24 protein-coding genes are annotated in these 25,742 nt (G+C 65.7%); 21 read left to right on the top strand and 3 right to left on the bottom strand.

Annotation, left to right across the window (positions count from 1 at the left end):
- Positions 1-83: 83 nt before the first annotated feature.
- Positions 84-962, top strand: a complete 879-nt coding sequence (locus tag P8014_RS00515) for a LysR family transcriptional regulator (RefSeq protein WP_337815345.1) — start codon at positions 84-86, stop codon at positions 960-962.
- A 72-nt stretch (positions 963-1,034) separates the two neighbouring features.
- On the opposite strand, the gene ald is transcribed toward P8014_RS00515, so the two are convergent.
- Complete coding sequence (gene ald / locus P8014_RS00510) at positions 1,035-2,147, bottom strand: alanine dehydrogenase (RefSeq protein WP_337815344.1); 1,113 nt, start codon at positions 2,145-2,147, stop codon at positions 1,035-1,037.
- A 146-nt stretch (positions 2,148-2,293) separates the two neighbouring features.
- Between ald and P8014_RS00505 the strand changes: the two genes are divergently transcribed.
- From P8014_RS00505 to P8014_RS00495, 3 genes are all read left to right on the top strand, one after another.
- On the top strand, positions 2,294-2,764 hold the full coding sequence (locus P8014_RS00505; RefSeq protein WP_337815343.1) for an Lrp/AsnC family transcriptional regulator: 471 nt from the start codon (positions 2,294-2,296) through the stop codon (positions 2,762-2,764).
- Between the two features lie 468 nt (positions 2,765-3,232).
- Entirely contained in the window at positions 3,233-3,940 is a 708-nt protein-coding gene (locus P8014_RS00500; RefSeq protein WP_337815342.1) for an AzlC family ABC transporter permease, read from the top strand.
- Positions 3,940-4,284 carry an AzlD domain-containing protein gene (locus tag P8014_RS00495; protein ID WP_337815341.1) on the top strand — a complete coding sequence of 115 codons (345 nt, stop codon included), beginning with the start codon at positions 3,940-3,942 and terminating at the stop codon, positions 4,282-4,284. Before P8014_RS00500 ends, P8014_RS00495 begins: the two co-directional genes overlap by 1 nt.
- Before the next feature lie 60 nt (positions 4,285-4,344).
- On the opposite strand, the gene P8014_RS00490 is transcribed toward P8014_RS00495, so the two are convergent.
- The gene (locus P8014_RS00490) at positions 4,345-5,058 is read right to left on the bottom strand and encodes an SIMPL domain-containing protein (protein ID WP_337815340.1); all 714 of its coding nucleotides are present in this window, start codon (positions 5,056-5,058) and stop codon (positions 4,345-4,347) included.
- A gap of 204 nt (positions 5,059-5,262) precedes the next feature.
- On the opposite strand from P8014_RS00490, the gene P8014_RS00485 reads away from it, so the two are divergent.
- The 17 genes from P8014_RS00485 (at position 5,263) to P8014_RS00405 (ending at position 25,206) form a co-directional block, all read left to right on the top strand.
- Complete coding sequence (locus tag P8014_RS00485) at positions 5,263-5,607, top strand: DUF2934 domain-containing protein (protein WP_337815339.1); 345 nt, start codon at positions 5,263-5,265, stop codon at positions 5,605-5,607.
- Between the two features lie 295 nt (positions 5,608-5,902).
- Positions 5,903-6,367, top strand: a complete 465-nt coding sequence (locus P8014_RS00480; RefSeq protein WP_337815338.1) for a universal stress protein — start codon at positions 5,903-5,905, stop codon at positions 6,365-6,367.
- Between the two features lie 42 nt (positions 6,368-6,409).
- Positions 6,410-7,675, top strand: a complete 1,266-nt coding sequence (locus P8014_RS00475; RefSeq protein WP_337815337.1) for a DUF4010 domain-containing protein — start codon at positions 6,410-6,412, stop codon at positions 7,673-7,675.
- A gap of 26 nt (positions 7,676-7,701) precedes the next feature.
- Positions 7,702-9,090 carry an FAD/NAD(P)-binding oxidoreductase gene (locus tag P8014_RS00470; protein WP_337815336.1) on the top strand — a complete coding sequence of 463 codons (1,389 nt, stop codon included), beginning with the start codon at positions 7,702-7,704 and terminating at the stop codon, positions 9,088-9,090.
- Positions 9,087-9,986 (top strand): hypothetical protein, encoded by a 900-nt coding sequence (locus P8014_RS00465; protein WP_337815335.1) that lies wholly within the window; start codon positions 9,087-9,089, stop codon positions 9,984-9,986. Before P8014_RS00470 ends, P8014_RS00465 begins: the two co-directional genes overlap by 4 nt.
- A gap of 1 nt (position 9,987) precedes the next feature.
- Positions 9,988-11,421 carry a pyruvate kinase gene (pyk, locus tag P8014_RS00460; RefSeq protein WP_337815334.1) on the top strand — a complete coding sequence of 478 codons (1,434 nt, stop codon included), beginning with the start codon at positions 9,988-9,990 and terminating at the stop codon, positions 11,419-11,421.
- Positions 11,422-11,455: 34 nt separating this feature from the next.
- Positions 11,456-12,751 carry a phosphopyruvate hydratase gene (eno, locus tag P8014_RS00455; protein WP_337815333.1) on the top strand — a complete coding sequence of 432 codons (1,296 nt, stop codon included), beginning with the start codon at positions 11,456-11,458 and terminating at the stop codon, positions 12,749-12,751.
- Positions 12,752-12,820: 69 nt separating this feature from the next.
- Positions 12,821-13,534, top strand: a complete 714-nt coding sequence (locus P8014_RS00450; RefSeq protein WP_337815332.1) for a Crp/Fnr family transcriptional regulator — start codon at positions 12,821-12,823, stop codon at positions 13,532-13,534.
- 226 nt (positions 13,535-13,760) lie between these two features.
- Complete coding sequence (ppk2, locus tag P8014_RS00445; RefSeq protein WP_337815331.1) at positions 13,761-14,558, top strand: polyphosphate kinase 2; 798 nt, start codon at positions 13,761-13,763, stop codon at positions 14,556-14,558.
- A gap of 12 nt (positions 14,559-14,570) precedes the next feature.
- Positions 14,571-17,063, top strand: a complete 2,493-nt coding sequence (locus tag P8014_RS00440; protein WP_337815330.1) for a plasma-membrane proton-efflux P-type ATPase — start codon at positions 14,571-14,573, stop codon at positions 17,061-17,063.
- Between the two features lie 12 nt (positions 17,064-17,075).
- Complete coding sequence (locus P8014_RS00435) at positions 17,076-18,227, top strand: hypothetical protein (protein ID WP_337815329.1); 1,152 nt, start codon at positions 17,076-17,078, stop codon at positions 18,225-18,227.
- Positions 18,224-19,135: a prenyltransferase/squalene oxidase repeat-containing protein gene (locus tag P8014_RS00430; RefSeq protein WP_337815328.1), complete on the top strand. Its 912-nt coding sequence runs from the start codon at positions 18,224-18,226 to the stop codon at positions 19,133-19,135. Before P8014_RS00435 ends, P8014_RS00430 begins: the two co-directional genes overlap by 4 nt.
- Positions 19,128-21,542, top strand: a complete 2,415-nt coding sequence (gene ppsA, locus P8014_RS00425; protein WP_337815327.1) for a phosphoenolpyruvate synthase — start codon at positions 19,128-19,130, stop codon at positions 21,540-21,542. The genes P8014_RS00430 and ppsA overlap by 8 nt, the downstream gene beginning before the upstream one ends.
- Positions 21,539-22,501, top strand: coding sequence for an LOG family protein (locus P8014_RS00420; protein ID WP_337815326.1), 963 nt, complete (start codon positions 21,539-21,541; stop codon positions 22,499-22,501). The genes ppsA and P8014_RS00420 overlap by 4 nt, the downstream gene beginning before the upstream one ends.
- A 12-nt stretch (positions 22,502-22,513) precedes the next feature.
- The gene (locus P8014_RS00415; RefSeq protein WP_337815325.1) at positions 22,514-23,893 is read left to right on the top strand and encodes an MBL fold metallo-hydrolase; all 1,380 of its coding nucleotides are present in this window, start codon (positions 22,514-22,516) and stop codon (positions 23,891-23,893) included.
- Complete coding sequence (locus P8014_RS00410; RefSeq protein WP_337815324.1) at positions 23,890-24,675, top strand: sulfite exporter TauE/SafE family protein; 786 nt, start codon at positions 23,890-23,892, stop codon at positions 24,673-24,675. Before P8014_RS00415 ends, P8014_RS00410 begins: the two co-directional genes overlap by 4 nt.
- Before the next feature lie 54 nt (positions 24,676-24,729).
- Positions 24,730-25,206 (top strand): universal stress protein, encoded by a 477-nt coding sequence (locus P8014_RS00405; protein ID WP_337815323.1) that lies wholly within the window; start codon positions 24,730-24,732, stop codon positions 25,204-25,206.
- 64 nt (positions 25,207-25,270) lie between these two features.
- On the opposite strand, the gene P8014_RS00400 is transcribed toward P8014_RS00405, so the two are convergent.
- Complete coding sequence (locus P8014_RS00400) at positions 25,271-25,645, bottom strand: DsrE family protein (protein ID WP_337815322.1); 375 nt, start codon at positions 25,643-25,645, stop codon at positions 25,271-25,273.
- Between the last annotated feature and the right edge of the window lie 97 nt (positions 25,646-25,742).

Genomic DNA, 25,742 nt, shown 5'->3' with positions numbered 1-25,742 from the left:
GTGTGCATGACGCACAGTTTCGGGAAAAATTAAAATTCGTAAAGCTAATAAACTAAAATGTAAACTTTCGATTGACGAATAATATGGTCATGCAGGATCTACAGATCGATTGGTTGCGCGCTTTCGTTGCGATTGTCGACGGAGGCTCACTAAGCTCTGCCGCCAAAATCATTCACCGCTCCCAGGCGGCGGTCAGCATGCAACTGAAGAAGCTGGAACACGCGTCCGGGGCGGCACTGCTGATCCGCGATGCACGGCGTCTGGCGCTGACCCCGGAGGGCCGGCAGTTGCTGCCATATGCACGCCGCATCATCGCCACGCAGCAAGAAGCTCGAGCGGCTTTATGCGAGCCATCGGTTTCGGGACACGTGCGCCTGGGCATTCCGGACGATTACGCGGTGTCATATCTCGCCCCGGTCCTGCGCACGTTCTCCGCACAGTATCCCGAGATCGAAATCACCCTCGTCTGCACGCAATCGACCTCTCTGCTGCCGCAGATCCATGCGAACGAACTTGACGTCGCGCTTGTCTCGCAGGAACGCCCGGGGCAGGGCACCGTACTCTTTCACGAACCGCTGGTCTGGGTCGGTTCGCCCACGGTCGAAACCTGGCGTGACGATCCTCTGCCGATCGCCATATACGAGGAGGGTTCAGTAGTACGTCGCGTGACCGAAACAGCGCTCGACGCGCAAAAACGGCGCTACCGCCTCGCCTACCACAGCCCGAGCTTGATCGGCCAGATCGCTGCGGCACAGAGCGGACTTGCCGTAGCCGTATTGACGCGCTGCAGCGTACCCGATTCCCTGCAGCTCTTGGGCTCGAGACACGGCCTGCCGGCGCTGCCGCCTACTCCCGTGGCCCTGGTCGCCAGTCAGGCGGCCGAAAACTCGGAGGCCGCACGCCATCTTCAACAGCAAATCGTGGCAACGCTCGCCCGCGAGACCGTATCCGGCAGACCGTAAACGCAGGCGGGCAAACGGAACGAACCGCATGACCGCGGCCTTTGCGGCCGCGGTCATGCACCCATCAAGCCCTCAAAGGGCTTGCGACGGATCGATGAAGTCCAGCTTCAGCGCCTCGCCGACCTCGGCATTGGTGAGCTTCCCGGCATGCACGTTCAAACCGCGCAGCAGATGCTCGTCTTCCGCCAGGGCCTGGCGCCAGCCCTTGTCCGCCAGCTTGAGAATATAGGGCAGCGTAGCGTTATTCAAAGCGTAGGTCGACGTCAAAGGCACACCGCCCGGCATGTTGGCGACGCAATAGTGCACCACGCCGTCGATCACATAGGTCGGCTCCGCATGGGTCGTCGGACGGGAGTTCTCGGTGCAGCCGCCCTGGTCGATCGCGACATCGACAATGACCGATCCCGGCTTCATCCGCTCGATCATGTCACTCGACACCAGCTTGGGCGCCGCCGCTCCGGGGATCAACACGCCGCCGATGACTAGGTCGGCCTCCAGCACATGGCGCTCAAGGCTGTCGCGCGTGGAATAGACGGTCTTCGCCCGCCCCTGGAACAGGCCGTCGAGTTGCTCGAGCGCCGCCTCGGACTTGTCCAGCACGACGACGTCCGCACGCATACCGACCGCTATCTCAGCGGCGTTGCGCCCGACCACGCCGCCGCCGATGATCACCACCTTGGCCGGCTCCACGCCCGGCACGCCACCGAGCAGCATGCCACGCCCGCCATGCGCCTTCTCCAGCGCACTCGCACCTGCCTGAATCGCCATGCGCCCGGCCACCTTGGACATCGGCGCCAGCAGCGGCAGCCCGCCGCGCGGCGAGGTCACGGTCTCATAGGCGATGCAGGTGGCGCCGCTCTTGAGCAGGTCGGCCGTCTGTTCCGGGTCCGGGGCGAGATGCAAATAGGTGAACAGCAACTGCCCTTCGCGCAGCATCGCCCGTTCGGGCACCTGCGGCTCCTTGACCTTGACGATCATGTCGGCGCGCTCGAACACCTCCGCCGCCGTTGCGCAGATTTCCGCACCGGCCTTGCGATAGGCATCGTCGTCCGCGCCGATGCCCGCTCCCGCGCCCTGCTCGACCACCACCTTATGCCCGTGCGCAACCACCTCGCGCACGCTCACCGGCGTCATGCCGACACGGTATTCGTGATTCTTGGTTTCCTTCGGTACGCCAATCAACATGTCTGCTCCTCCCTCGGTACAAGCTGAATTGAAAACTCCAGCCGCCGATTATGGTTCGCATACAACGATTTTTTATTTCAAAATAGCCCTTAAAGCACGCACACTCTGCAACTTTTAATCAGAATACAAGCATTTCATCGAATATCATGCCAGACACTCCAGAACTCGACGCCCGCGACCGCCGCATCCTGCGCCAGCTGCAGGAAAACGGGCGCCTCACCAACGCCGAACTGGCCGAACGCGTAAACCTTTCTCCCTCGGCGTGCCTGCGCCGGGTACGCCAGCTCGAGGACAGCGGCGTCATAGAACGCTATGCCGCACTGCTCAGCCGCACGGTGCTGCACAAGGAGGGCACCGCGATCATCTTCATCCGCCTGGAGCGCCAGAACCCGGACGTGTTCCGCGGCTTCGAAGCGGCCGTGCGGGAAATTCCCGAGGTCATGGAGTGCTACCTGATGGCCGGCGAAGCCGACTACATGCTCAAGGTCGTCTACACCGACGCCAAGGACTTCGAACGCATCTACCTGGGCACGCTGCTGCGCCTTCCCGGAGTATCCGGTACGCAGTCGCATCTGGCCTTGCGACAGGTTTACAGCAGTCCGGCCCTGCCGCTGTGAGGGAACTTTGCCGCGCCGTTGAGCCGAGACGGCTGATTCGGGTTCAAAAGAAATCCGGAGCTTCAGAAATATGCGTAAGCTCAATCTGTGAATCGCACTCGGCGCCGAGCGTTTCAAATGCGCGTGGCATGACGCCGCAAACTTGCGCACCGTTCCTCACTTCAGACACCCTAGGGCCTGTTCACGCGATTGATCGGTGCGCTGTTGCGCCCGGTTGACCACCAATTAAGGCACGAGGAGAGAGGTTTCGTCATTTCAAATGAACGACGAGCAACGCCGAATGGCGGTCAACCGGACACAACCCGCAGGGCCGGGCCGCTTTTCGCGTCCCGCGGCGTTGCCGCTCGCTCATGTAGCCGGGCTACACCACGCTCGCAGCGACTTGCGGGCCACGAAAAACAGCTCCGGCAGCGCATCGCGCAATAGTGCGAACAGCCCCCAAACACTCCTGACCGTTCATCACTCCCCATGCAGACCTCCCGCCTCAGAGCCTTCAGTGCCGGCTTCATGTCGATCGTCCCTCTCATGCCCGGCGTCATTCCGTTCGCCATGATCTGCGGAGTGACGGCCATCAAAGCGGGGCTGTCGCCGCAGGCGGCGATGGGCATGTCGCTCATCGTCTTCGCCGGCGCCTCGCAACTAGCAGTCATCCAGTTGCTTGCGGCCGGGGCATTGCCGCTGGTCATTTTCTTCACCGCCGTCATCATCAACCTGCGCTTCGCGATGTACAGCGCATCTCTCGCCCCATACTTCCAACATCTGCCGAAACGCTGGCGCTGGCCCCTGGCCTATTTGCTGACCGATCAGGGATACGCCATGACCATCAACCATTATCTGAGCGACAAACCAACTGCCGACACGCACCGGCACTGGTTCTATTTCGGCACCGGCATCGCCATGTGGGGTGCTTGGCAACCGGGTACGGCTGCCGGAATTTTGCTGGGTTCCACGATCCCGGCGAGCTGGTCGCTGGATTTCGCCATTCCCCTCACGTTCATGGCCCTGCTGATTCCCGGGCTGCGCGACCGGCCGACCCTGGTCGCCGCCCTGGTGGGTGGAGGCGTTGCCGTGCTGGCCGCCGGGCTGCCCTTCAACCTCGGGCTGGTGCTGGCCGCCGTCAGTGGCATCGCCGCCGGACTCGCCGCCGAAACCCTGATGCAGCGCCGGGAGGGCTGATGGGAATTTCACTCTCTTCAGCCGGTCTGTGGCTGCTAATCCTGCTGATCGGACTCGGCACCTTCGCTCTGCGGCTGTCCTTCATTCATTTCTGGGGGCGCATCGAATTGCCGCAGATCGTGCATCGGGCACTGCGCTTCATCCCCGCTGCCGTGCTGGCCGCACTGGTCTTACCCGCGTTGATACGCCCCGAAGGCGCGATCGACCTATCACTGCACAATCTGCGTCTGATCGCCGGGCTGCTGGCCGCCGTCGTCGCCATGCTCACGCGCAACGTCTTGTTCACGCTGGCAGCGGGAATGGCCGCCCTGTGGCTGCTGCAGGCGCTGGTGGGCGGCGCCTGAAACAGGCAAAACACATGCCCCGCACTCCGGCATGAGCATCGACTTTAACTTGCCGGCTCACTAAGGCTCGCAGCGCATCTTGGCCGTGGCACGCACCGCCACCTTAGTCGCACCGGGCGCCAGGGCCGCTGGCTCGGCTTTCATCGCCGCCATGCGCACGAGGCCGACCGGCGGACGTGAACCCTCGTCGCTGAGATTGACCTCGGAGAACGCCCAAGCCGAGCAACCCAGGGCCTGCGAAACCACCCGCGCACGGCGCTTCAGGTCCCGGATCGCGGCCTTGGTCTGCTCCTGGCGAGCGGCGTCCAGCGCCTTTTCGGCCGGTTCGGCCTGTACGCTCTCGACGCTGAGCCCCGCCGCCTGGAGCTTTCCGGCGAGCTGCGGAAACGTCCCGGCGTCGCCCACCGCCTCTATCCGCCCGATCAGACGCCAACCGACCTGCTTGCCCTTGTCGTATACCGGACTGCTGTGCAACCCGCGCGTCTGGGCGTTCACGCCCGGCGTGCCTTCGATCAGGCGCAGCGCCGAATTCATCCGCTGGTTCAGCTGCGACGCCAGCCCGGGAAGCACCTGCTCGCCCCCGTTCTTCTGCGCGATTGCCTGCAGCAGCAGGCGCAGACGCGTGTTCGGCACCTCGGTGGACGCGGTCACCGAAAACCCAACCTCCGCAGCCCTGGTGTCCGCGCTGACCGCGGCGCTGCAGGTCCCTGCAAACAAGGCCGTGCACAGCGCCACCGCAAAAGGCATCGTGATTCCGTATTGAAATTTGCTCACGTCAATTCTCCTCTTCGGTTGCATTTAACGACACTGTCATAGCGATACCCCTATATTTTTCGGAATAAAGTTTTATGATGGTGACCAGCTCATCTACAGGCAGCGGCACGCTTGCCGCGTCCGGCCCGACTTCCCCTGAGCCCGGCACGTTGCTTGCTTCGGCTCAAGACCGTAGTCCTACCCCTACCACTTGTGGAGGCCCACATGAGCGATACTACCGAACCGACCAAGCCCCGCCGCCGTACCGCCACGACCAAGACAGCCGCTTCGAGCAAGACGGCCAAACCCGCAGCGAAGAAGGCTGCAGCCAAGCCTGCGGCAAAAACCGCATCAAAAACAGCCACGACCGCCAAATCAGGCACCAAAACGACGCGTTCACGCAAGAAGGCGGCCTCGCCGGTCACCGCCGAGCAGCGTTATCGCATGATCGCCGAAGCAGCCTACCTGATCGCGGAAAGCCACGGTTTCGACAGTGGCCGCACCCTGGACGACTGGCTGCAGGCCGAAGCGCAGATAGACCGCCAGCTGAGCGGCACCACCCAGCACTGAGGCGCCCGTTCCAAGCGGCCCAAGGCCGCCTGCGCCCATTGACGGGCCTCCCAAAACGGGCCGGCCCGTCGGCCACCGTCCGATCCGCAACGGATCGGACGGCCGCGTATCGCGCACAAACCGGTTTTAGTTGATCACGATCAAGCCGAGCGCACGCAGGCTGCGAACCGCCGCTGCGCAAACGGTCAAACATAGGGTGGAGAGTTAAGATGTTCTCCGATGAACCTGTTGCACAAACGCACCCGTAACCGACCGATCGACAAGCGGCGCCGAAGCGCCGCTCTGGGGAGAGACCATGGGCCTATACCAGCGCATCCTGATTCCCACCGACGGCAGTCCCAGCTCCAACGCCGTCCTAGAACACGCCGCCCGCCTGGCACACGACCAGGGCGCACGGGTCAAACTGGTCACCGTAGTCGACGAGACGCTGGGCGACCACGTGGGCGGCGAGCTGGCCTGGATCGAGCCTGAACTGCTGCGTGAAAACCTGCTGGCCGGCGCCCGCAAGTCCCTGGACGGCGCCGTAGCCCGCGCCAGGGAACTCGGACTTGAAGTCGATTCCGAACTCATCGAATCCAGCGACGGGCGCATCGACCGGGCCATCCTCGATGCCGCCGACGGCTGGCAGGCCGACCTGTTGGTCATCACCACGCACGGCCGCCACGGCCTGGCCCGGCTGCTGCTCGGCAGCACTGCCGAAACCCTCGTCCGGCGCGGCAAGCTGCCGATCCTGGTCGTGCCGGCCGGCGATGCACATTGAACGGCGACGCGCCGCAGATGCACCGCATGGAGCGCTGAAGACGTGCCTCACGTCGCTACGTTGTCGCCGCTGCTGATCGCCTTCGTCGCCACGACGCTGTTCGGCTTCGTGATCGGCCTCGAACTGCACAGCTACCGGCGCGCCGCCGGCGAGGGTCTGGGCTACGGCACCACCCGCACCCTGACCCTGCTGGCGGTGTTCGGCTTCGTGCTGGCCCTGCTCGATCCCGATCTGCGGCTGTATGGAGTGGGTCTGCTGATCGTTGGCGGCTTCTTCGCCATCAGCTACTGGCATCGCCAGCGCGAAGGCCGCAAGCGCCTGCTGACCCACCTGGTCGGCCTGCTGGTGTATGCCATCGGCCCCCTCGCGCTCAAGGGCCCGCTGTGGCTGCCGGTGCTCTACGTCGTCGTCATCCTGCTGATGCTCGGCGAAAAACCTGGCATCCGCCGCCTGTCCGACGCCTTCCGCAGCACCGAGGCGGTCACCCTGGCCAAATTCCTGATCATGGCCGGACTCATCCTGCCCCTACTGCCGGACAGCCAGATCGCAAGCTTCGTCACCGTAACCTGGTACCAGCTGTGGCTGGCCGTGCTGGTCGTATCCGGCATTTCCTACATAAGCTATATCGCCCAGGCCTACTTCTTTCCGGCCCGCGGCATACTGCTCACCGGCGCGCTTGGAGGCCTGTACTCGAGCACCGCCACCACCGTCGTACTGGGCAAGCGCATACGCGAAGCGCCCGACGACGGCCGCCTGAGCGCAGCTGCCATCGTGCTCGCCACGCTGATGATGTACCTGCGACTGTGGGCGCTGATCGCCCTCCTCGGACACGGCGCCACAGCGCTGCGCCTGGCATTGCCGTTCGGCATTCTGGCGCTGAGTTCGGGCGTCGTCGTATGGCTGTTGCTGCGCGGTTCGCAACGCTCCGCTGCCGATCATGACGAAGCCCCGCCACACCACCCTCTGGAATTCTCGACCGCACTGCTGTTCGCGGTGCTGTTCGTACTGTTCGCCGCCATCACGCATTTCGTGATCACCGACTACGGCGCTCGCGGCCTGCACGTATTGTCCTTCGCGGTCGGCTTCACCGACATCGATCCCTTCATCCTGTCGCTGCTCGACGGCAAGTTCCCGATCGGGGAAACCGCTCTGATGGTCGCCGTGGTCATCGCCAGCGGCAGCAACAACCTACTCAAGGCCGGTTACGCCCTGGCCCTGGGCCGCAACCGGGCGGTCATGCCTGCCGCCGCCTGGCTCGCTGCGACATTTGCCATTTCCATCGGCTATGCCTATCTCACAAGTACCTGAATCCACAGCACACGGGATAACTCAGCATGACTACCGACAATACGGACGTTCTCATCATCGGCGGCGGACCAGCCGGCATGATGACCGGCATTACCGCTGCACAGTTCTGGCCCGACAAACGCATCACCGTCGTGCGCCCCGAAGAAGACGCCCTGGTGCCCTGCGGCATCCCCTACATCTTCGGCACGCTGGGCGGCACGGAAGAGGATCTTGCCGGCCGCGCGCCGTTCCTGGCCGCCGGCGGACATCTGATCGTCGACCGCGTCGCCGAGATCGATCTGCAGGAACACATCGCAACCCTCGAATCCGGACGTCGCATCGGCTGGGAGCGGCTAGTGCTCGCCACCGGCTCGCGCCCGTTCGTACCACCGATACCGGGACATGAACTCGAAGGCGTCTTCACGGTCATTAAGGACTATGACTATCTCGACGAACTGCTCACCGAAACGCTACCGGACCTGCGCAGCCTCGCCGTCATCGGCGGCGGCTTCATCGGCGTCGAGTTCGGCGACGAGCTGCGCAAGCGCGACATCGAAGTACACATCGTCGAACAGCTCCCGCAGCTGCTCGCCGCATCGTTCGACAGCGATGCCTGCAGCATCGTCGAACAACGCCTGCGCGAGAATGGCGTACACGTGCACACCGGCGCCACCGTCACCACCATCGAGGCCGACGAGACCGGCAAACGCGTCGCCGGCATTCGGCTCGTCGACGGCCGCCTGATCGAGACCGACGCCGTGCTGATCGCCATCGGCGCCCGCCCCAACACCGACCTCGCACACGCCACCGGCATGACCCTGGCGCGCTCCGGCGGCGTCTGGGTCGACGGTTTCCAGCGCTCGCGCGAACATCCGGACGTCTTCGCCGTCGGCGATTGCGCGCACAAGCAGGACTACTTCACCCGCCACGCCAGCCATGCCCTGCTCGCCTCGCAGGCCGCCGCCGAAGGCCGCATTGCCGGCATGAACCTCTACGCCCTGCGCCTGCCGCGCGCCAACGCGGGCACCATCGCCGTCTACGCCAGTCAGGTCGGCGACCTCGCCTTCGGCGTCGCCGGGCTCACCGAGGCCAGTGCCCGCGAGATCGGTTTCGAGGTCTTCACCGGCACCTCGCGCCTGCCCGACCACCACCCCGCCACCATGCCGGACACGCACGAAGTGTTCTGCCGCTTGGTGTTCGACGGCAACAGCGAACGCCTGCTCGGCGGCCAGATCATCGGAGGCCCCACCACCGGGGAACTGGTCAACATCATCGGCGTCGCCATCCAGCTGCACGCCACGGCCTCCGACCTGGCCAGTTTCCAGTTCGGCAGCCAGCCGCGCCTAACCGCGCCGGTCCACCCCATCGTCGCCGCCACCGGCGAGGCGCTACGCGCCCGCGTACACTGTCTTGATAATCTGAGAGGTCACGCATGAACAACCATTCGCCGATTCCCTTCGACGTTCCCGCCACCTGCCACCAAATCTACCTGGACAACCTTCAGCGGGCGACCCAGGGCAGCGGACGGCTGATGCTGATGGCCGGCGACCAGAAGGTCGAACATCTCAACGACGATTTCGTCGGTAGCGGAATCGCCGAGGATGACGGCGATCCCGAGCACCTGTTCCGCATCGCCGCGCAGGCCCGCATCGGCGTCTTCGCCACCCAGCTCGGCCTGATCGCGCGCTACGGCCCCGACTACCCGGACGTCCCCTACCTCATCAAGCTCAATGCCAAGACCCATCTCATCTCGACCGCCAGTCGCGATCCGGTCAGCCTGCAGTGGCACACGCTGGAGCAGGTCGCACGCCTGCGAGAAGATTCCGCGCTGAACATCGTCGGCGTCGGCTACACCATCTATCCCGGCAGCACCTATGAAAGCCAGATGTACTCCGAAGCCGCACGCCTGGTGTTCGAAGCGCACCAACTCGGCCTGCTCGCCGTCATCTGGGCCTACCCGCGCGGCGAGGCGGTCAAGAACGAGTACGATCCGCACCTGATCGCCGGCGTGGCCGGTCTGGTCGCCTGCCTCGGCGCTGACTTCGTCAAGGTCAACCCACCCGACGGTGGCGCGGACAAGCTGCGCGAGGCGGTACGTGCCGCCGGGCGCACCCGCGTGATCTGCGCCGGCGGCCGCGAAACCACCGTCGAAGCCTTCCTCGAACGGCTGCACGCCCAACTGCAGGAAGCCGGAATCGCCGGCAGCGCCACCGGGCGCAACATCCACCAGCGCCCGCTGGACGAGGCCGTGCGCTTCTGCAACGCCATCAGCGCACTCACCTTCGACAACGTCGATCCGGCCCGCGCGCTCGCCATCTACCACGGCGAATGACATGAATCTGCCACGCCACAAGACCAAGATCGTCTGCACCATCGGCCCGGCTTCGGACAAGATCGCCGTACTCGTGCGCATGATCCGAGCCGGCATGAACGTCGCGCGCCTCAACCTCGCCCACGGCGACGCCGACAGTCATGCGGGCACCGTCGCCAAGCTGCGCCAGGCCTCCGAGCAGGCCGGCCGGCCCGTGGCCATCCTGGCCGACCTGCCAGGCCCCAAGCTGCGCATCGGCCGCATCAGCCCCGCCCCCCTGCGCTTGCACCACGGAGATCGCTTCACCCTGACCACCGAGCCGCTGGTCGGCAACGCGGAACGGGTTTCCGTACCCGATTTCCCGGAACTGCCGCAGGCGGTACGGCGCGGCGAATCGCTATTCCTCAACGACGGTTTCATCCAGCTCAAGGTGCTGGAAGTCACGGGTTCCGAGGTCCGCTGCCGCGTGACCGTCGGCGGCGAACTGCGCTCGCACAAGGGGCTGAACATCCCGCACATGCACATCTCGCTGCCGGCCTTCACGGAGCGCGACCAGGCGCTGCTCGCCTTCGCCTGCGAACAGCAGGTGGACGCGGTCAGCATCTCCTTCGTCGGTGATGCCAGCGACGTCGAACGTGTGCGCAACGAAGCCGCAGCGCTCGGCGCCGCCCCCTATCTGATCGCCAAAATCGAACGCGCCGACGCCCTGAACCACCTCGACGAAATCCTCGACGCCGCCGACGGCTGCATGGTCGCGCGCGGCGACCTCGGCGTGGAAACCCCCATCGAAGCCATCGCGCTAATTCAGAAACGTCTGATCCGCAAAGCCAACGCCCTCGGCAAGCCCGTGATCACCGCCACGCAGATGCTCGAATCCATGGTCGACCACAGCCGCCCGACCCGCGCCGAGGCCACCGACGTAGCCAACGCGGTGCTCGACGGCACCGACGCCGTCATGCTGTCCGAGGAGTCGGCCATCGGCGCCTATCCCGTGGATGCCGTCAAGATGCTCGGCCGCATAGCGCGCCAGACCGAACCCGCACGCCGCGCACAGCCATCGGCCACAATGTTCGACCGCCGCCGCGACACGCGCCGAAGCATTGAGGACATCGTTTCGCTCAACGTCGTCACTTCAGTCGAAAACCTGCGTGCACCCTACGTCTTCACACCCACGGAAACGGGCGCCACCCCTCGGCGCATCGCCAGCTTCCATCTGCCGTCCTGGACCGTGGCGCTGTCCCGGCACCACGTCACCTGCCAGCGTCTACTGTTCAGCTACGGCGTCCACCCCTTACACACTGCGGACGACTCGCGCAACTGGCAGGACATAGCCTACGACTGGCTGCACGCCAACAAACTCGGTGGCGGACCGCTCATCTTCACCCAGGGATCATCACGCGGCCATCCCGGCACCACCAACCGCGTGGAGATCCTGCCCGGCGTCGACCGGCACTGACCGTCACCACCCCACCCAAAAGGAGAAGACTCACATGGACGCCACCATTACCGCACTCACCGCCCGCGAAATCCTCGACTCACGCGGCAACCCCACGGTCGAAGTCGACTGCACCCTGGCCTGCGGCGCGCAAGCCCGCGCCGCAGTACCCTCCGGCGCCTCCACCGGCGCACGGGAAGCCGTCGAACTGCGCGACGGCGACGCCAAGCGCTTCGGCGGCAAGGGTGTGCTCAAGGCCGTCGCCCACATCAACGACACCGTCGCCCCCGACTTCATCGGCATGGACGCTCGCGACCAGGCCGCCATCGACGCCACCCTAATCGCCCTCGACGGCACCGAGAACAAGGCCCGCCTCGGCGCCAACGCCATGCTCGGCGTGTCGCTCGTGGTGGCCCGGGCCGCGGCCGCGGCCAGCGACCTGCCGCTGTACCGCTACCTCGGAGGGCCGGCCTCCACGCGCCTGCCCGTGCCGCACATGAACATCCTCAACGGGGGCGTGCACGCGCACTGGCAGGGCCCCGACTTCCAGGAATTCATGATCGCCCCCTACGGCGCCGGCAGCCTGCGCGAAGCCGTCGAATGGGGCGCCGAGGTCTATCACGCCCTGCTCGCGCTGCTGGAGAAGAAGGGCCTGTCCGTTGGCATAGGCGACGAGGGCGGCTTCGCGCCGCACGTCAAGTCCAACGAGGAGCCGCTCGAACTCATCGTGCAGGCCATCTCCACGGCCGGTCTGCGCGCCGGCACCGACGTCGGCATCGCCATCGACCCAGCCTCCAGCGAATTCTTCGAGGACGGCCACTACAACCTGCGCACCGAAAAACGCCAGCTCGAAGCCCCCGAGATGGTCGAGTACTACGAACGCTTGGTCGACGCCTACCCCATCGCACTGATCGAGGACGGCATGGCCGAAGACGACTGGGCGGGCTGGAAGCGCTTCAACCACGCGCTGGGCGACACCATCGAACTGGTCGGCGACGACATCTTCTGCACCAATCCGGCGATCATCGCCAAGGGCATCGAGCAGGACATCGCCAATGCCGTGCTGATCAAGCTCAACCAGATCGGCACGCTCACCGAGACCATCGCCGCCACGCGCCTGGCGCGCGACCACGGCTGGGGCGCCTTCGTCTCGCACCGCTCGGGCGAAACCGTCGACAGCTTCATCGCCGACATGACCGTCGCGCTGGACACCGGCCACCTCAAGACCGGCGCGCCCGCGCGCGGCGAACGCGTGGAGAAGTACAACCAGCTCATGCGCATAGAGGAACACCTCGGCACAGCGGCACGCTATGCAGGCAAGCACGCCTACGTACGCCCGGTACGCTTCTGAACGCTCCTGCAAGCTCTCCGTTCCGCAACCGCCGCGCGTTCCCCGCGCGGCGGTCGACAGCATTCGTCCATGCACGCACATCACCACGCTGATCCGCTGCCCGAACGCCTGCGCCCGCTAACGCTGTTCAACGGTCTGCAGGATGCCGAACTAGGCACGCTCGCGACCGGCCTGCAACCCTTGCGGTGGGCGAAACGCGCACAGGTCATGCCCGCCGCAGACACCACAGGGTTCTTTTACGTCCTGCTGGATGGAAGAGTCCGCATCGAAGCGGAACATCCCGACAGCGGCCGCGCCGTCACGCTGTATCTGCTCGACCCCGGCGATGGCCACAACCTCATCACCCTGCTGGACGGCCAACCGCACCGCGTACTTGCGGAGACGCTGGACGAAACGCAGGCTGTTTGCGCACCGCTCGCCCGCTGGCACGAGTGGATGCGGTGCTATCCCCCCCTGCGCCGGACGCTGCTGCACTGCGCCGCCACGCGCCTACGCGAACTGACCGAACTGGCCGAGGATCTGGCCCTGCACGAAACCTCGGCCCGCCTCGCCCATCTGCTGCTGCGCCACATCGACACCGAACAGGGTCAACACAGCCTGCTGCACGGCCTCGTGCACGAGGACATTGCCCGCCTCATCGGCAGCGTGCGCGTTGTCGTCAACCGTCTGCTCAACCGCTTCAAGCACGAAGGCATCATCGACACCGATGCCGGACACATCCACATCACCGATCTCGAAGGACTGCTGCGCAAGGCCGAACGCCGCCTGCACTCACGCCGCTGAAGCCACCTCCGGCGGCAGCTCGCCCGGCAACCGAATTTGATGTAACCCTGGTTACTGCCGTCCCGGCCCGCGCCAGGCATGCTCTGCGCGCATTGCCTGCGGCGTCCGGCCGACTTGATTGATCTGCGTCAAGTCCGCGGCAAATGCCCTGAACCCATCCGGGCCCCCGCAATCTAAACTCACACCGCGCGCATCCGCGCGCTGCTTCGCAACCCGAGTACGCGCCATGGCGAAACATCGTTCCAGCATTCCCTATCCCGATGCTCCGTCGAAGAAGGCCTACAAGCGCGAACTGCATGACCTGCAGATCGAACTGGTCAAGCTGCAGAAACACTTCATCGCCCATGGCGACCGCATCCTGGTCATCTTCGAAGGGCGCGACAGCGGCGGCAAGGACGGCACCATCAAGCGCATCATCCAGCACCTCTCACCGCGCGAGACGCGCGTGGTGGCACTGGGCAAACCGTCCGAACGCGACCGCACCAGCTGGTACTTCCAGCGCTACGTGCCGCACCTGCCTGCGGCCGAGGAAATGGTCCTGTTCAACCGCAGCTGGTACAACCGCGCCGGCGTCGAGCGCGTAATGGGATTCTGCAGCGAGATCGAACACGAAGAGTTCATGGAAACCGTGCCGGCCTTCGAACAGATGCTTATCCGCTCCGGCATCCACCTGCTCAAGTACTACCTCGACATCAGCAAGAACGAGCAGAAGAAACGCCTCATCGCACGCCGCACCGATCCGCTCAAGCAGTGGAAGATGAGCCCGATCGACGCCGTCGCGCAGAAACACTGGGACGACTACAGCCTCGCCCGCAACGAGATGTTCGCACGCACGCACAGCGCACCGGCGCCGTGGACAGTGGTGCGCGCCGACGACAAAAAGCTGGCCCGGCTCAGCGTCATCAAGGACCTGCTCACCCGGCTGGACTATGCTGACAAGAACCACAGCCTGATCCGTCCCAATCCGGACGTCATTTTCCACTACGCCGACGCCTGCCTCGACAACGGTACGATCGCACCGTAAAGGAGTTGAGCCTTGATCAAGAGTATCGACAGTCAGAATGCGGAAAAGCTCTCCGTCGACGATATTTTCAAACAACTCGAAAGCACGCCGCAGGGACTGGCCGCGGGCGACGCCCAGCAACGTTTGACGCAGTTCGGCCCCAACGCACTGGAAGAGAAGAAAGTCAACCCGCTGCAGCGCTTTCTCAGCTATTTCTGGGGACCGATCCCATGGATGATCGAAGTGGCCGCGGTGCTCTCCGCGGCTATCGGCCATTGGATCGACCTCATCATCATCCTCGTACTCCTGATCTTCAACGCGCTGATCGGCTTCTGGGAGGAACACAAGGCCGCCAACGCGCTGGACGCACTCAAGAATCAGCTCGCACTCAAGGCTCGCGCGCTACGTAACGGCCAATGGGGCGAGGTGGACGCCGCCAAGCTGGTGCCGGGCGACGTGGTTCGCCTGCGGCTGGGCGACATCATCCCTGCCGACGCCAAACTCATCGACGGCGAATACCTGTCCATCGATCAGTCCGCCCTGACTGGCGAATCGCTGCCGGTGAACAAGAAATCCGGCGAAGTCGCCTACTCCGGCTCGGTGGTTAAGCAGGGCGAGATGGTCGCCGTCATTACCGCCACCGGCGGCGACACCTTCTTCGGCAAAACGGCCAAGCTGGTGCAAGACGCCGGCGCCGTTTCACACTTTCAAAAAGCGGTCATGCGCATCGGCGATTTCCTGATCTTCGTCGCTGTCGGCCTGTCCGTCGTGCTCATCGGCGTTGAACTGTTCCGAGGCGAACCGCTGCTCAAGCTGGTACAGTTCGTGCTTATCCTGGTCATCGCCTCGATTCCCGTCGCCATGCCGGCGGTGCTGTCCATCACCATGGCGCTGGGCGCGCTGGCGCTGTCCAAACTCAAGGCCATCGTCTCGCGGTTACAATCCATCGAGGAAATGGCCGGCGTAGACATTCTGTGTTCGGACAAGACCGGCACGCTGACCCAGAACAAACTCACCCTGGGTGAACCAGCGGTATTCGACGCCGCCGACGCGCAGGCACTGATTCTCGCCGGTGCATTAGCTTCCAAGGCCGAGGACAAGGACGCCATCGACCTCGCGGTGATCGGCGGCCTGAGCGACGCCAAGGCGCTGGACGCGCATACGCAGACCGGCTTCATTCCCTTCGACCCGGTCGGCAAGCGCACCGAAGGCCAGATCAAGGACGGCGACGGCAAGACCTTCCACACTACCAAGGGTGCGCCGCAGGTGGTCATGGAACTGGCCCGGCTCGGCGGCGACGAGGCCGCGCGCGCCAACCGGCTGGTCGACGACTTCGCCGCCAAGGGCTACCGCACGTTGGGCGTGGCGCGCTCGGACGACGACGGCAAGAGCTGGACCTTCCTCGGCATCCTGCCGCTGTTCGATCCGCCGCGCGAGGACTCCGCCCAGACCATCAAGGAAGCCGGCGAGCATGGCATCAAGGTCAAGATGGTCACCGGTGACAACGTCGCCATCGCCCGCGAAATCTCCGGCCAGCTCGGCATGGGCAAGAACATCCAGCCGGCCACCGAATTGTTCGCCGGCGATAGCGCCGATGCGCCGCCGGACGCCGCCGAGCGCATCGACAAGGCCGACGGCTTCGCCCAGGTGTTCCCGCAGCACAAGTACGGCATCGTCAAGGTTCTCCAGGACCGCAACCACCTGGTCGCCATGACCGGCGACGGCGTCAACGACGCCCCGGCGCTCAAGCAGGCCGACGTCGGCATCGCCGTCTCCGGCGCCACCGACGCCGCGCGCGCCGCCGCCGACCTGATCCTAACCGCACCCGGTCTGTCGGTCATCACCCGCGCGGTCGAGGAAGCCCGGCGCATCTTCGAACGCATGACCAGCTACACGATTTACCGCATCGCAATGACCATCGACATCATGGTGTTCGTCGTGCTCGCCATGCTCACCTTCAACTTCTATCCGCTCACTGCGGTAATGATCATCGCACTCGCCCTGCTCGACGACATCCCGATCATGACCATCGCCTACGACAACACTTGGCTCAGCCCCAAACCGGTGCGCTGGGACATGCACCGCGTGCTCAGCCTGTCCAGCATCCTGGGCTTCCTGTCGGTGGCGCAGACCTTCGGCCTAATGTACGTCGGCGACCGCTTGCTGCACATGGATATTCCGCATCTGCAGACCGCCGTATTCCTGCAGCTCGTGATTGGCGGCCACCTCATGCTGTTCGTTACCCGCAACCGTCACGCCTTCTGGCGGGCACCCTACCCGGCCTGGCCGCTGTTCGGCGCCATCGTCGCGACCCAACTGTTCGCCGTCCTGATGACCGGCTTCGGCTGGCTGGTGCCGGCGCTGCCATGGAGCGACATCGGCTGGGTGTGGGTCTACAACCTGGTGTGGATGGTCGCGCTGGACTTGGCCAAACTCGGCAGCAACCGGCTCATGGACCACCGTGCCGCATTCAAGCAGCACTATCTCGCCAGCGCCAACCGCCCGCTGCATCCGCACGGGCACTGAGGGGCCGAGTACATGAGCCGCAGCGCAGCACGCGAGCTGAGCAACCTGATCGAGGGCTACGGCATTCTCGGCGAAGCCGGCCACTCATTGCGCTGCGGCATGGTCATACCGTTCGCGCGCGCGTTCGGCGATGTCGTCTCGCCCGACGGTGACGGCACCTTCGCCATCGGCTACGACGTGCGCGCCAGTTCGCCCTCGCTGGCCGAGGCCGCCAGCCTCGGACTGCGCTCCGGTGGACACCACGTCACCCATATCGGCGCCTGCACCACTCCGCAACTCGAATGGTACGTCGCCAGCACCGGCCTGCGCGGCGGCCTCATGATCACCGGCGGCTGCGCACCGCCGCAACACAACGGTCTGCGCCTCTACAGGCAGGATGCCGTTCCGGTGGCCGCCGCCGAAGTACTGAGCGCACTGTCGATAGACGACCTCAACGAACTGTTCGCCCAGGCCTGCAATCCGGTCCTGCACCAGGATCACCCGCTGCAGGCCTATGCCGCCTTCCTGCGCAGGCGCCTGGAGCCGGCCAATTTCATCAAGCTCTGCCTGGACGTCGGCAACGGCCTGGCCGGCGCGGAGTTCGAAGCCGTCATGGCCCACTACCGCCAACTGCGCCTGTGGCGCGTCGGCTTCACCCCCGACGCGGCGTTCCCGACGCGCGGCCCCGATCCGTTCGCACCGCAGGCACGCACCAACGTCGCCAACTGCATCATGGCCAACGGCTGCCACCTGGGCGCGGCGCTGGACGCCGACGGCGACCGTCTGGCCGTCGCCGACGAACGCGGGCACGCAGTCGCTCCCGACACCCTGGGCGGCGTATTGGCTCTGGCGCTGCACGAACAGCACGGCGGCCCGCTGCGCGTGCTGTACGACCCCGCCGTACGCCACGGCGTGATCCGCACGCTGCAGCGGGCCGGCCTCGACCTCCGGCCGCAGCCGGGCAGTGCCGCCGCCGCTCATGCTCCGCTGCACGGAAACAACGCGGCCTTCTACTTCAACGCCGTCGGACACTACGCCTTCGGCGACTTTCCCGGCACCGCCAATGCCCTGCTCGCCCTGATCGTGCTCATCAACCACCTCACCCGGAGCGACGCGCCACTGTCGGTCCAGGCCGGCGCAGTCGAGCCCGAACACGTTCCGCAACAACCGGCGAAAGACGCATGATGCCGGTCCACGCAATACGCGCGAATCCCGAAGCGACGGGATTCCAACCCGACATCGCGCGCGAAGCCGCCATCCGCTACGTTCTCGGCCGCCGCTGCCCGCAGGGTGGCTACTCCTTCTACCGCACGCCCGAATGGGGCGTGGAAGAACCCAATGCGCCGGACACTTTCTTCGCCCTGTCCTCGCTGCGCCTGCTCGGCGTAGAACCGCCTCAGGCAGACCGCACCGCAGCCTGGCTATCGGACCTGCAGGAACCCGACGGCGGCTGGCCCACGCTGATCATCGGCTGGGCCGCCGATGCAGCGCTCGCGCTGCTCGAACGGGGACCGCGACACGATCCTCAACTCTGGCTACGGACCTTGTGGACGCAACGGTTGGGCATGGCGAACGAACATCGCGACTGGCGCGGCACACTGCTGAGCCTGCTGCAGCTGACGCAACTGGTGCGCCGCCACGTCCCCCATCTACTGCCCCTTGGGCGCGGACCACTGGCGCACCTGCTCATGGCATCGCGCTGCACGGACGGCGCCTGGAGCGTTCCCGGAGCCGATCTCGAAACAACCGCCATCGCGCTGCGTCTGGCACAGGCGACCGGGCTGCAAATCGACCGCCATGCCCTGACCGCATGGTGGCGGCGCTGCGAAGACCCGAGGCTCGGCCTGCGTCTGACGCCAAGCGCCGGCCTGACTTCAGCGGGCACGCTGCACGGCGGTCTGGAAGTATCGGTAAGCTTAGGGTTGCAACCGCGCCACCTCAATGTCATAGCCACGCAAATACGCTTGCTACAACATCCATCCGGTGGCTTCGGCGCACGTCATCGGGCTCTTGCCACGCTACAGGACACCTGGCTCGCACTGGCCGCCGCAAACCTGCTTGGCAAGTTACTACGGGAGAACGACCATGAGTGACTACAAATACATTCGGTTCTTCGACGAACTCGGCATCGACGATGTACCGCTGGTCGGTGGCAAGAACGCCTCGCTGGGCGAAATGTACCGCAAGCTATCGGCCGAGGGTGTGCGCATTCCCAACGGCTTCGCCATCACCGCCAGGGCCTACGACTACATGCTCGACGCGGCCGGTGCCTGGGATACGCTGCACGAGGCTCTGGACGCACTCGACCCCGACGACGTCACCGATCTCGCCCGACGCGGCAAGCGAGCGCGCGAAATCGTCTACGGCGCCGGCCTGCCCGACGACCTGGCCGCCGAAATCATCCGCGCCTACCGCCAGTTGCAGGACGAATACGGCGAAGACGTGAGCCTCGCGGTACGGAGCTCGGCCACCGCCGAGGATCTTCCCACCGCCAGCTTCGCCGGCCAGCAGGACAGCTATCTCAACATCCGCGGCGACGAAAGCCTGCTCGACGCCTGTCGTCGCGATTTCGCCAGCCTGTTCACCGACCGCGCCATCCACTACCGCATCGACCAGGGTTTCGACCACTTCAAGGTCTCCCTGTCCATCGGCGTGATGAAGATGGTGCGCTCGGATCTGGCCGCATCCGGCGTGATGTTCTCGCTGGACACCGAATCGGGCTTTCGCGACGTGGTGTTCATCACCGGCGCCTACGGCCTGGGCGAAAACGTGGTCCAAGGCGCGGTCGACCCCGACGAATTCTACGTGCACAAGCCGACCTTCTTCGCCGGCCACCGCACCGTGCTACGCCGCAACCGCGGCGACAAGGCGGTGAAGATGGTCTACGTCGAGGGCGAGACGCGCCAGACCACGCGCAACGTCCCCACGCCAAAACATGACCGCGAACACTACTGCGTCGAGGATGCCGACGTGCTCGAACTGGCCGACTACGCGCTCAAGATCGAGACCCACTACGGCCGCCCGATGGACATGGAATGGGCCAAGGACGGCCTCGACGGTCTGCTCTACATCGTCCAGGCACGCCCCGAGACCGTCGCCTCGCAGCGCAAGGCCACCACGCTGGAGAGTCACGTGCTCGACGGCCGCGGCGGGGTGTTGATCACCGGCCGTTCGGTCGGGGAGCGCATCGCCTCGGGCCGGGCGCACGTGATCGCCGACGTGGCGCACCTGTCCGACTTCAAGGCCGGCGAAGTGCTCATCGCCGACACCACCACCCCCGACTGGGAGCCGGTGATGAAGATGGCCGCGGCCATCGTCACCAACCGAGGCGGACGCACCTGCCACGCCGCCATCATCGCGCGCGAACTCGGCATCCCTGCCGTAGTCGGCGCCGGCGAGGCGACCACCGCCGTGCCCAACGGTGACATGGTGACCGTCTCCTGCGCCGAGGGCGACACCGGGCGCATCTACGAAGGCGAAGTACCGTTCCACGTCGAGCGCACCGAGGTCGAAGACATCGAACGACCGGCCACCGAGGTCATGCTCAACCTCGGCAATCCGGAGCTGGCCTTCAAGACCTCGTTCCTGCCCAACGACGGCGTCGGCCTGGCCCGCATGGAATTCATCATCAACGAATACATCAAGGCGCATCCGCTGGCCCTGCTGCATCCCGAGAAGGTCAGCGACCCCGAGGCAAGCAAGACCGTCGAGCGCCTCCTTCGCGGCTACCCCGACGGCGCGGCATTCTTCGTCCAGCGGCTGTCCGAGGGCATCGGCACCATCGCCGCCGCCTTCTGGCCCAAGCCGGTGGTGGTGCGCATGTCCGATTTCAAGTCGAACGAGTACGCCAGCCTGGTCGGCGGCGCCGACTTCGAGCCGACCGAGTTCAACCCGATGATCGGTTTCCGCGGCGCCTCGCGCTATGCCCACCCGGCCTATACCGAAGGCTTCCGTCTTGAGTGTCAGGCCATGAAGCGGGTGCGCGAGGACATGGGGCTGACCAACGTGATCCTCATGCTGCCCTTCGTGCGCCGCGTCAACGAGGCCGACGAGGTACTGGCGAAGATGGCCGAGTTCGGTCTCAAACGCGGCGAAAACGGCCTCAAGGTCTACGCCATGTGCGAGATTCCCAACAACGTCATCCTCATCGACCAGTTCGCCAAGCGTTTCGACGGTTTCTCCATCGGCTCCAACGATCTCACCCAACTCACCCTGGGCGTGGACCGCGACAGCGAGATCGTCGCCTTCGACTATGACGAGCGCGACGAGGGCGTGAAGGAAATGATCCGTCTGGCCGTCGAGGGCTGCCGGCGCAACGGTATTCATTCGGGGCTGTGTGGCCAGGCGCCGTCGGATTATCCTGAGATGGCCGAATACCTGGTGGAACTGGGCATCGATTCCATGAGTCTCATTCCCGACACCATCATCGCCACCACGCGCCGGGTGCTCGAACTGGAAGCCAGGCTGCAGCGTGCCCCCCGGGCAAAGGCCGGCGCATGAGCCGCCGGCCCGCCATACCGGCTCCGGCGCATCCCACCGAGCGCCGCGAACCGCTGCCCTGGGAGCAGCCCAAGGCGACCGGGGAGGAGGCCGAGGCGGAAGCACACCTGAGCGCGATCATGCGGCACCCCTCCTACGCAGAGGCCGACCGCGACGTCGACTTCCTGCACACCGACGCCACACGCGGCATGCGCCTGCAGCTCGACTACCTCAAGACCGAACAGGGTCTGGCGTCGCGCGACATCCGCCACTGCATCGTGATCTTCGGCAGCACGCGCCTGCGCGAACCCGAGACGGCACGCAACGAGCTTGCCGCAGCGCACCGCGAGGCCGCCGCGCATCCCGGCGACGCAGTGCGCGAGAAGGCCGTACGCCTGGCCGAGCGGCGCATGGAGCTGGCGCGCTACTACGAGGTCGGGCGCGAACTGGGGCGGCTGGTGGGCGAGGCCGCACGCCGGCGCGGCGACTCGCGCCTGGCGGTCATGACCGGCGGCGGCCCGGGCGGCATGGAGGCGGCCAACCGCGGCGCCTTCGAAGCCGGGGCCGACACCGTGGGGCTGAACATCACGCTGCCGCGCGAGCAGTACCCCAACCCCTATCTCACGCCGGGGCTGTGCTTCCAGTTTCACTACTTCGCACTGCGCAAGCTGCACTTCATGAAACGCGCCGCGGCCATCGTCGCCCTGCCCGGCGGCTACGGCACGCTGGACGAATTGTTCGGCGCGCTCACCCTGATCCAAACCCGCAAGACCGCGCCCATCCCCATCGTGCTCGTCGGAGAGGCGTACTGGAGGAACGTCTTCAACGTTGACTTCCTGGTCGACTCCGGCAGCATCGCCGAGGAGGACCGCGAGCTGTTCTGGTATGCGGAAAGCGCCCAGCAAGCCTGGGACGGCATCCGCGCCTGGCATGAACTCAACGGCAGCTCGCTGTTCGACGGCGAGCTGCCCGAGGACTGAGGAACCACGACCATGAACATATCCTTCCACGGCGCCGACCGCGACGTCACCGGCTCCTGCCATCTGCTGGAAGCCAAGGGCAAGCGCATCCTGATCGACTGCGGCATGTACCAGGGCGGGCGCGAGCTGGACGAGGAAAACGCCGAGGACTTCGGCTTCGACCCCGCCTCCATCGACACCCTGCTGCTCACCCACGCCCACCTCGACCATTGCGGGCGCATTCCACTGCTGGTCAAGCGCGGCTTCAACGGCGAGATCATCACCACCGCGGCGACCCGCGAGCTGGCGCGCGTGGTCATGCTCGATTCGGCGCATCTGCAGGAAGAGGAAGCCGAGCGGGATGCGCGCTACGCCCATCGCCGCGGCCGCGAACCGCGCCAGGCGCTGTACGGCACACTGGACGCGCTCAACGCCCTCGACCAGTTCGGCCGCACCGCCGTCTACGGCCAACCCATCGAGCTGGGCCCGAACCTCGGCGCCACCTTCCATGACGCCGGACACATCCTCGGCTCGGCCAGCATCCGCATCGAGGAGGGCGACGGCAAGCGGCGTTCGGTGATCTTCTCCGGCGACCTCGGCAACAGCGGGCGCCCCATCCTGCGCGACCCGCAGATCCCGCCGCAGGCCGATGCCGTAGTCATGGAAACCACCTACGGCGACCGTCTGCACAAGCAGATCACACCCTCCGTGGAAGAACTCTACGAAGCCATCACGGAGACGCTGCGGCGCGGCGGCAACGTCATCATCCCCACCTTCGCCTTGGAGCGCGCACAAGAGATCCTCTACTATCTGCGCGACGGCGTGGAAACCGGCCACCTGGCGCGCAACCTGCCGGTCTTCCTGGACTCGCCGATGGCCATCTCGGCCACCGAAATCTTCCGCCGCCACCCCGAGTGCTATGACGCCGAAGCCTGCGCACTGTTCGAACACGGACGCGATCCCTTCGCCCTGCCCGGGCTGCGCTTCACCCGCGAGACCGCCGACTCCATCGCGCTCAACCGCCTCGCCGGCGGCGCGGTCATCATGGCCGGCTCGGGCATGTGCACCGGCGGACGCGTACGCCATCACCTGCGCCACAACCTGTGGCGCAAGGACTCCAGTGTGATCTTCGTCGGCTATGCCGCGCCGGGCACGCTGGCACGCATCCTCATCGACGGCGCGCAGCGCATCAAACTGTTCGGCGACGAAATCCCCGTGCGGGCGCGGCTGCATACCATCAACGGCTTTTCCGCGCACGCCGACCGCGACGAACTGCTGGCCTGGCACGGCGCGCTCAAGCCGGCGCGGACCATACTCGTGCACGGCGACGAAAAGGCCATGCGCAGCTTCGCCGAACGCCTGCACGACACCGAGGTCAGCATGCCCGACAAAGGCGACGAGATCAGCCTGTGAAGCGCACCGCGCGCCTGCTCGCCAGCGGCGTGGTCACCGGCCTCGGCGGCGGGCTGGCCAGCCTCGGCGGCGGAACGATCCTGATCCCTCTGCTCACCGAGTGGCTGGACATGAGCCAGCTCGAAGCGCGCGGCACGGCCATGGCGACCTCGGGCTTCACCGCGCTGAGCGGTGCCCTGAGCTACGGCCTGCACGGCAGCGTCGACTGGCGCACGCTCGTGTGGACCGGGCTCCCCGCCCTCATCTGCGCGCCGGTAGCCGCCCGCATCTCCCGCGCCTGGCCACAGGCGCTGCTGCGCCGCACGTTCGGCGTCGTCGTCCTGCTCGGCGCGCTGACGCTGCTTCTCAAGGGCACGGTCGGCGGCGGCTTCGCGGATACCTGGCCGCTGGCCTGGCTGGCGCTGGTCGGGGTGATCGCCGGCAGCGTGGCGGGCATCGTCGGGGTCAGCGGAGGGCCGGTGCTGGCGCCGCTGTTCGTACTCGGCCTCGGCATGCCGCAAGCCCTGGCCCAGGGTTCCTCGCTGCTCGCACGCCTGCCGGCCATCGCCGGCGGCGTTGCCGAGAACGCGCGCGAAAAAGCCGTCGACTGGCACAGTCTGCCGCTGCTCGCGACCGGCGTCGTCGCCGGCACCGTGATCGGCAGCCTGCTGGCGCTGCATCTCCCCGAGCGCGGCCTGCATTGGCTGTTCGCAGCGCTGCTCGTGGCGCTCGGGCTGCACGAACTGGGCAACCGTCCGCTGCACCGCCACATCGAGCATCGCCCGCATGGTTCCTATCCCTGAGCGTCAGCGCTCCGTCCGGCGCCTGCACGAATTCTTCCCGAGGAGGCCAATCGCATGAGTCTGTATCAGCGCATCATCGTCCCGGTCGACGACAGTCCAGCAGCGATGTACGGATTGCAGGCAGCCCTTGCGCTGGCCAAGGATCAGGCCGCACAGCTCAAGCTGTTCACCGTTGTCGACGAGGCCAGCAGCGGCTACGCGGGAGGCGAACTGGGCTGGATCGAACCGGAAGGCATCGACAAGGAGCTGCGCTCCGAAGCCCGGCATCTGCTCAACGAAGCGGTCGCCAGCGCGGAAGCGGCCGGCCTGGCTCCGGAGCAGGAGTTGATCGAGACGCCCAGCGGACACACCGTTCGCGCCATCCACCAGGCGGCATCGCAATGGCGGGCCGACCTCATGGTCATCGGCACGCACGGCCGTCACGGCATGGCGCACATGCTTTTCGGCAGTACCGCGGAGGACGTCGTACGCAGCCCCGAGCTGCCGATTCTGGTCGTTCCCATTCCCCACGCCGGCGAAGCACAGGAATGACCAGGCAAACGCCTGCCGCCACGCCGCAGCGACAACGGCGTAGCGGATCGGTGGCAATGCAGGCCTACCAGGTCAGCACCTTGCCGGCCGCGCCCAGCGTCGGCAGCGCCTTGCCCGGCGTCAGCAGCGGCACCGGCCTGGCCAGATCGTCGGCCGTCATGCCGTTGAGATCGAGCGACTGCGCGCAGCCGATGATCTGCACGCCGTTGTCCTCGGCCAGCGCCATGAACTCCGCCACGCTCTTGCCGCCTTCGAGCGGGAAAATCGTCTCCGCCACGCCCTTGCCGAGCAGTTCGGTGGGCGGGCCGGTGAAGTACATGACGACGTTCTGCTCCATTGCCGCGGCGATGGAGGCGAGGGAAAACGCCGAAGGCAGGCGCTTGGGATTTTCCTTGCCGGTGATGAGGATGATGACCAGATCGGGAGCTTGTTCGGACATGATCGACCTCCAGTCTTTCTTCACGGGAAACCGGCTTCGGGCCGGCCACACAAAATCGGACAACCATCCAACTTCGTGAGTTCCCAAACCGTCGAAC

Origin of the sequence: Acidihalobacter sp. (assembly GCF_037381185.1) — a bacterium.
GTDB lineage: Bacteria > Pseudomonadota > Gammaproteobacteria > DSM-5130 > Acidihalobacteraceae > Acidihalobacter_A.
This window is presented reverse-complemented; position numbering and strand designations above follow the sequence as displayed.

Bases quoted from the DNA above. Each gene is read 5' to 3' on its own strand.
- P8014_RS00515 (WP_337815345.1), top strand. From the start codon at position 84: ATGGTCATGCAGGATCTACAGATCGATTGGTTGCGCGCTTTCGTTGCG.
- ald (WP_337815344.1), bottom strand. From the start codon at position 2,147: ATGTTGATTGGCGTACCGAAGGAAACCAAGAATCACGAATACCGTGTC.
- P8014_RS00505 (WP_337815343.1), top strand. From the start codon at position 2,294: ATGCCAGACACTCCAGAACTCGACGCCCGCGACCGCCGCATCCTGCGC.
- P8014_RS00500 (WP_337815342.1), top strand. From the start codon at position 3,233: ATGCAGACCTCCCGCCTCAGAGCCTTCAGTGCCGGCTTCATGTCGATC.
- P8014_RS00495 (WP_337815341.1), top strand. From the start codon at position 3,940: ATGGGAATTTCACTCTCTTCAGCCGGTCTGTGGCTGCTAATCCTGCTG.
- P8014_RS00485 (WP_337815339.1), top strand. From the start codon at position 5,263: ATGAGCGATACTACCGAACCGACCAAGCCCCGCCGCCGTACCGCCACG.
- P8014_RS00480 (WP_337815338.1), top strand. From the start codon at position 5,903: ATGGGCCTATACCAGCGCATCCTGATTCCCACCGACGGCAGTCCCAGC.
- P8014_RS00470 (WP_337815336.1), top strand. From the start codon at position 7,702: ATGACTACCGACAATACGGACGTTCTCATCATCGGCGGCGGACCAGCC.
- P8014_RS00465 (WP_337815335.1), top strand. From the start codon at position 9,087: ATGAACAACCATTCGCCGATTCCCTTCGACGTTCCCGCCACCTGCCAC.
- pyk (WP_337815334.1), top strand. From the start codon at position 9,988: ATGAATCTGCCACGCCACAAGACCAAGATCGTCTGCACCATCGGCCCG.
- eno (WP_337815333.1), top strand. From the start codon at position 11,456: ATGGACGCCACCATTACCGCACTCACCGCCCGCGAAATCCTCGACTCA.
- P8014_RS00450 (WP_337815332.1), top strand. From the start codon at position 12,821: ATGCACGCACATCACCACGCTGATCCGCTGCCCGAACGCCTGCGCCCG.
- ppk2 (WP_337815331.1), top strand. From the start codon at position 13,761: ATGGCGAAACATCGTTCCAGCATTCCCTATCCCGATGCTCCGTCGAAG.
- P8014_RS00435 (WP_337815329.1), top strand. From the start codon at position 17,076: ATGAGCCGCAGCGCAGCACGCGAGCTGAGCAACCTGATCGAGGGCTAC.
- P8014_RS00430 (WP_337815328.1), top strand. From the start codon at position 18,224: ATGATGCCGGTCCACGCAATACGCGCGAATCCCGAAGCGACGGGATTC.
- ppsA (WP_337815327.1), top strand. From the start codon at position 19,128: ATGAGTGACTACAAATACATTCGGTTCTTCGACGAACTCGGCATCGAC.
- P8014_RS00420 (WP_337815326.1), top strand. From the start codon at position 21,539: ATGAGCCGCCGGCCCGCCATACCGGCTCCGGCGCATCCCACCGAGCGC.
- P8014_RS00415 (WP_337815325.1), top strand. From the start codon at position 22,514: ATGAACATATCCTTCCACGGCGCCGACCGCGACGTCACCGGCTCCTGC.
- P8014_RS00405 (WP_337815323.1), top strand. From the start codon at position 24,730: ATGAGTCTGTATCAGCGCATCATCGTCCCGGTCGACGACAGTCCAGCA.
- P8014_RS00400 (WP_337815322.1), bottom strand. From the start codon at position 25,645: ATGTCCGAACAAGCTCCCGATCTGGTCATCATCCTCATCACCGGCAAG.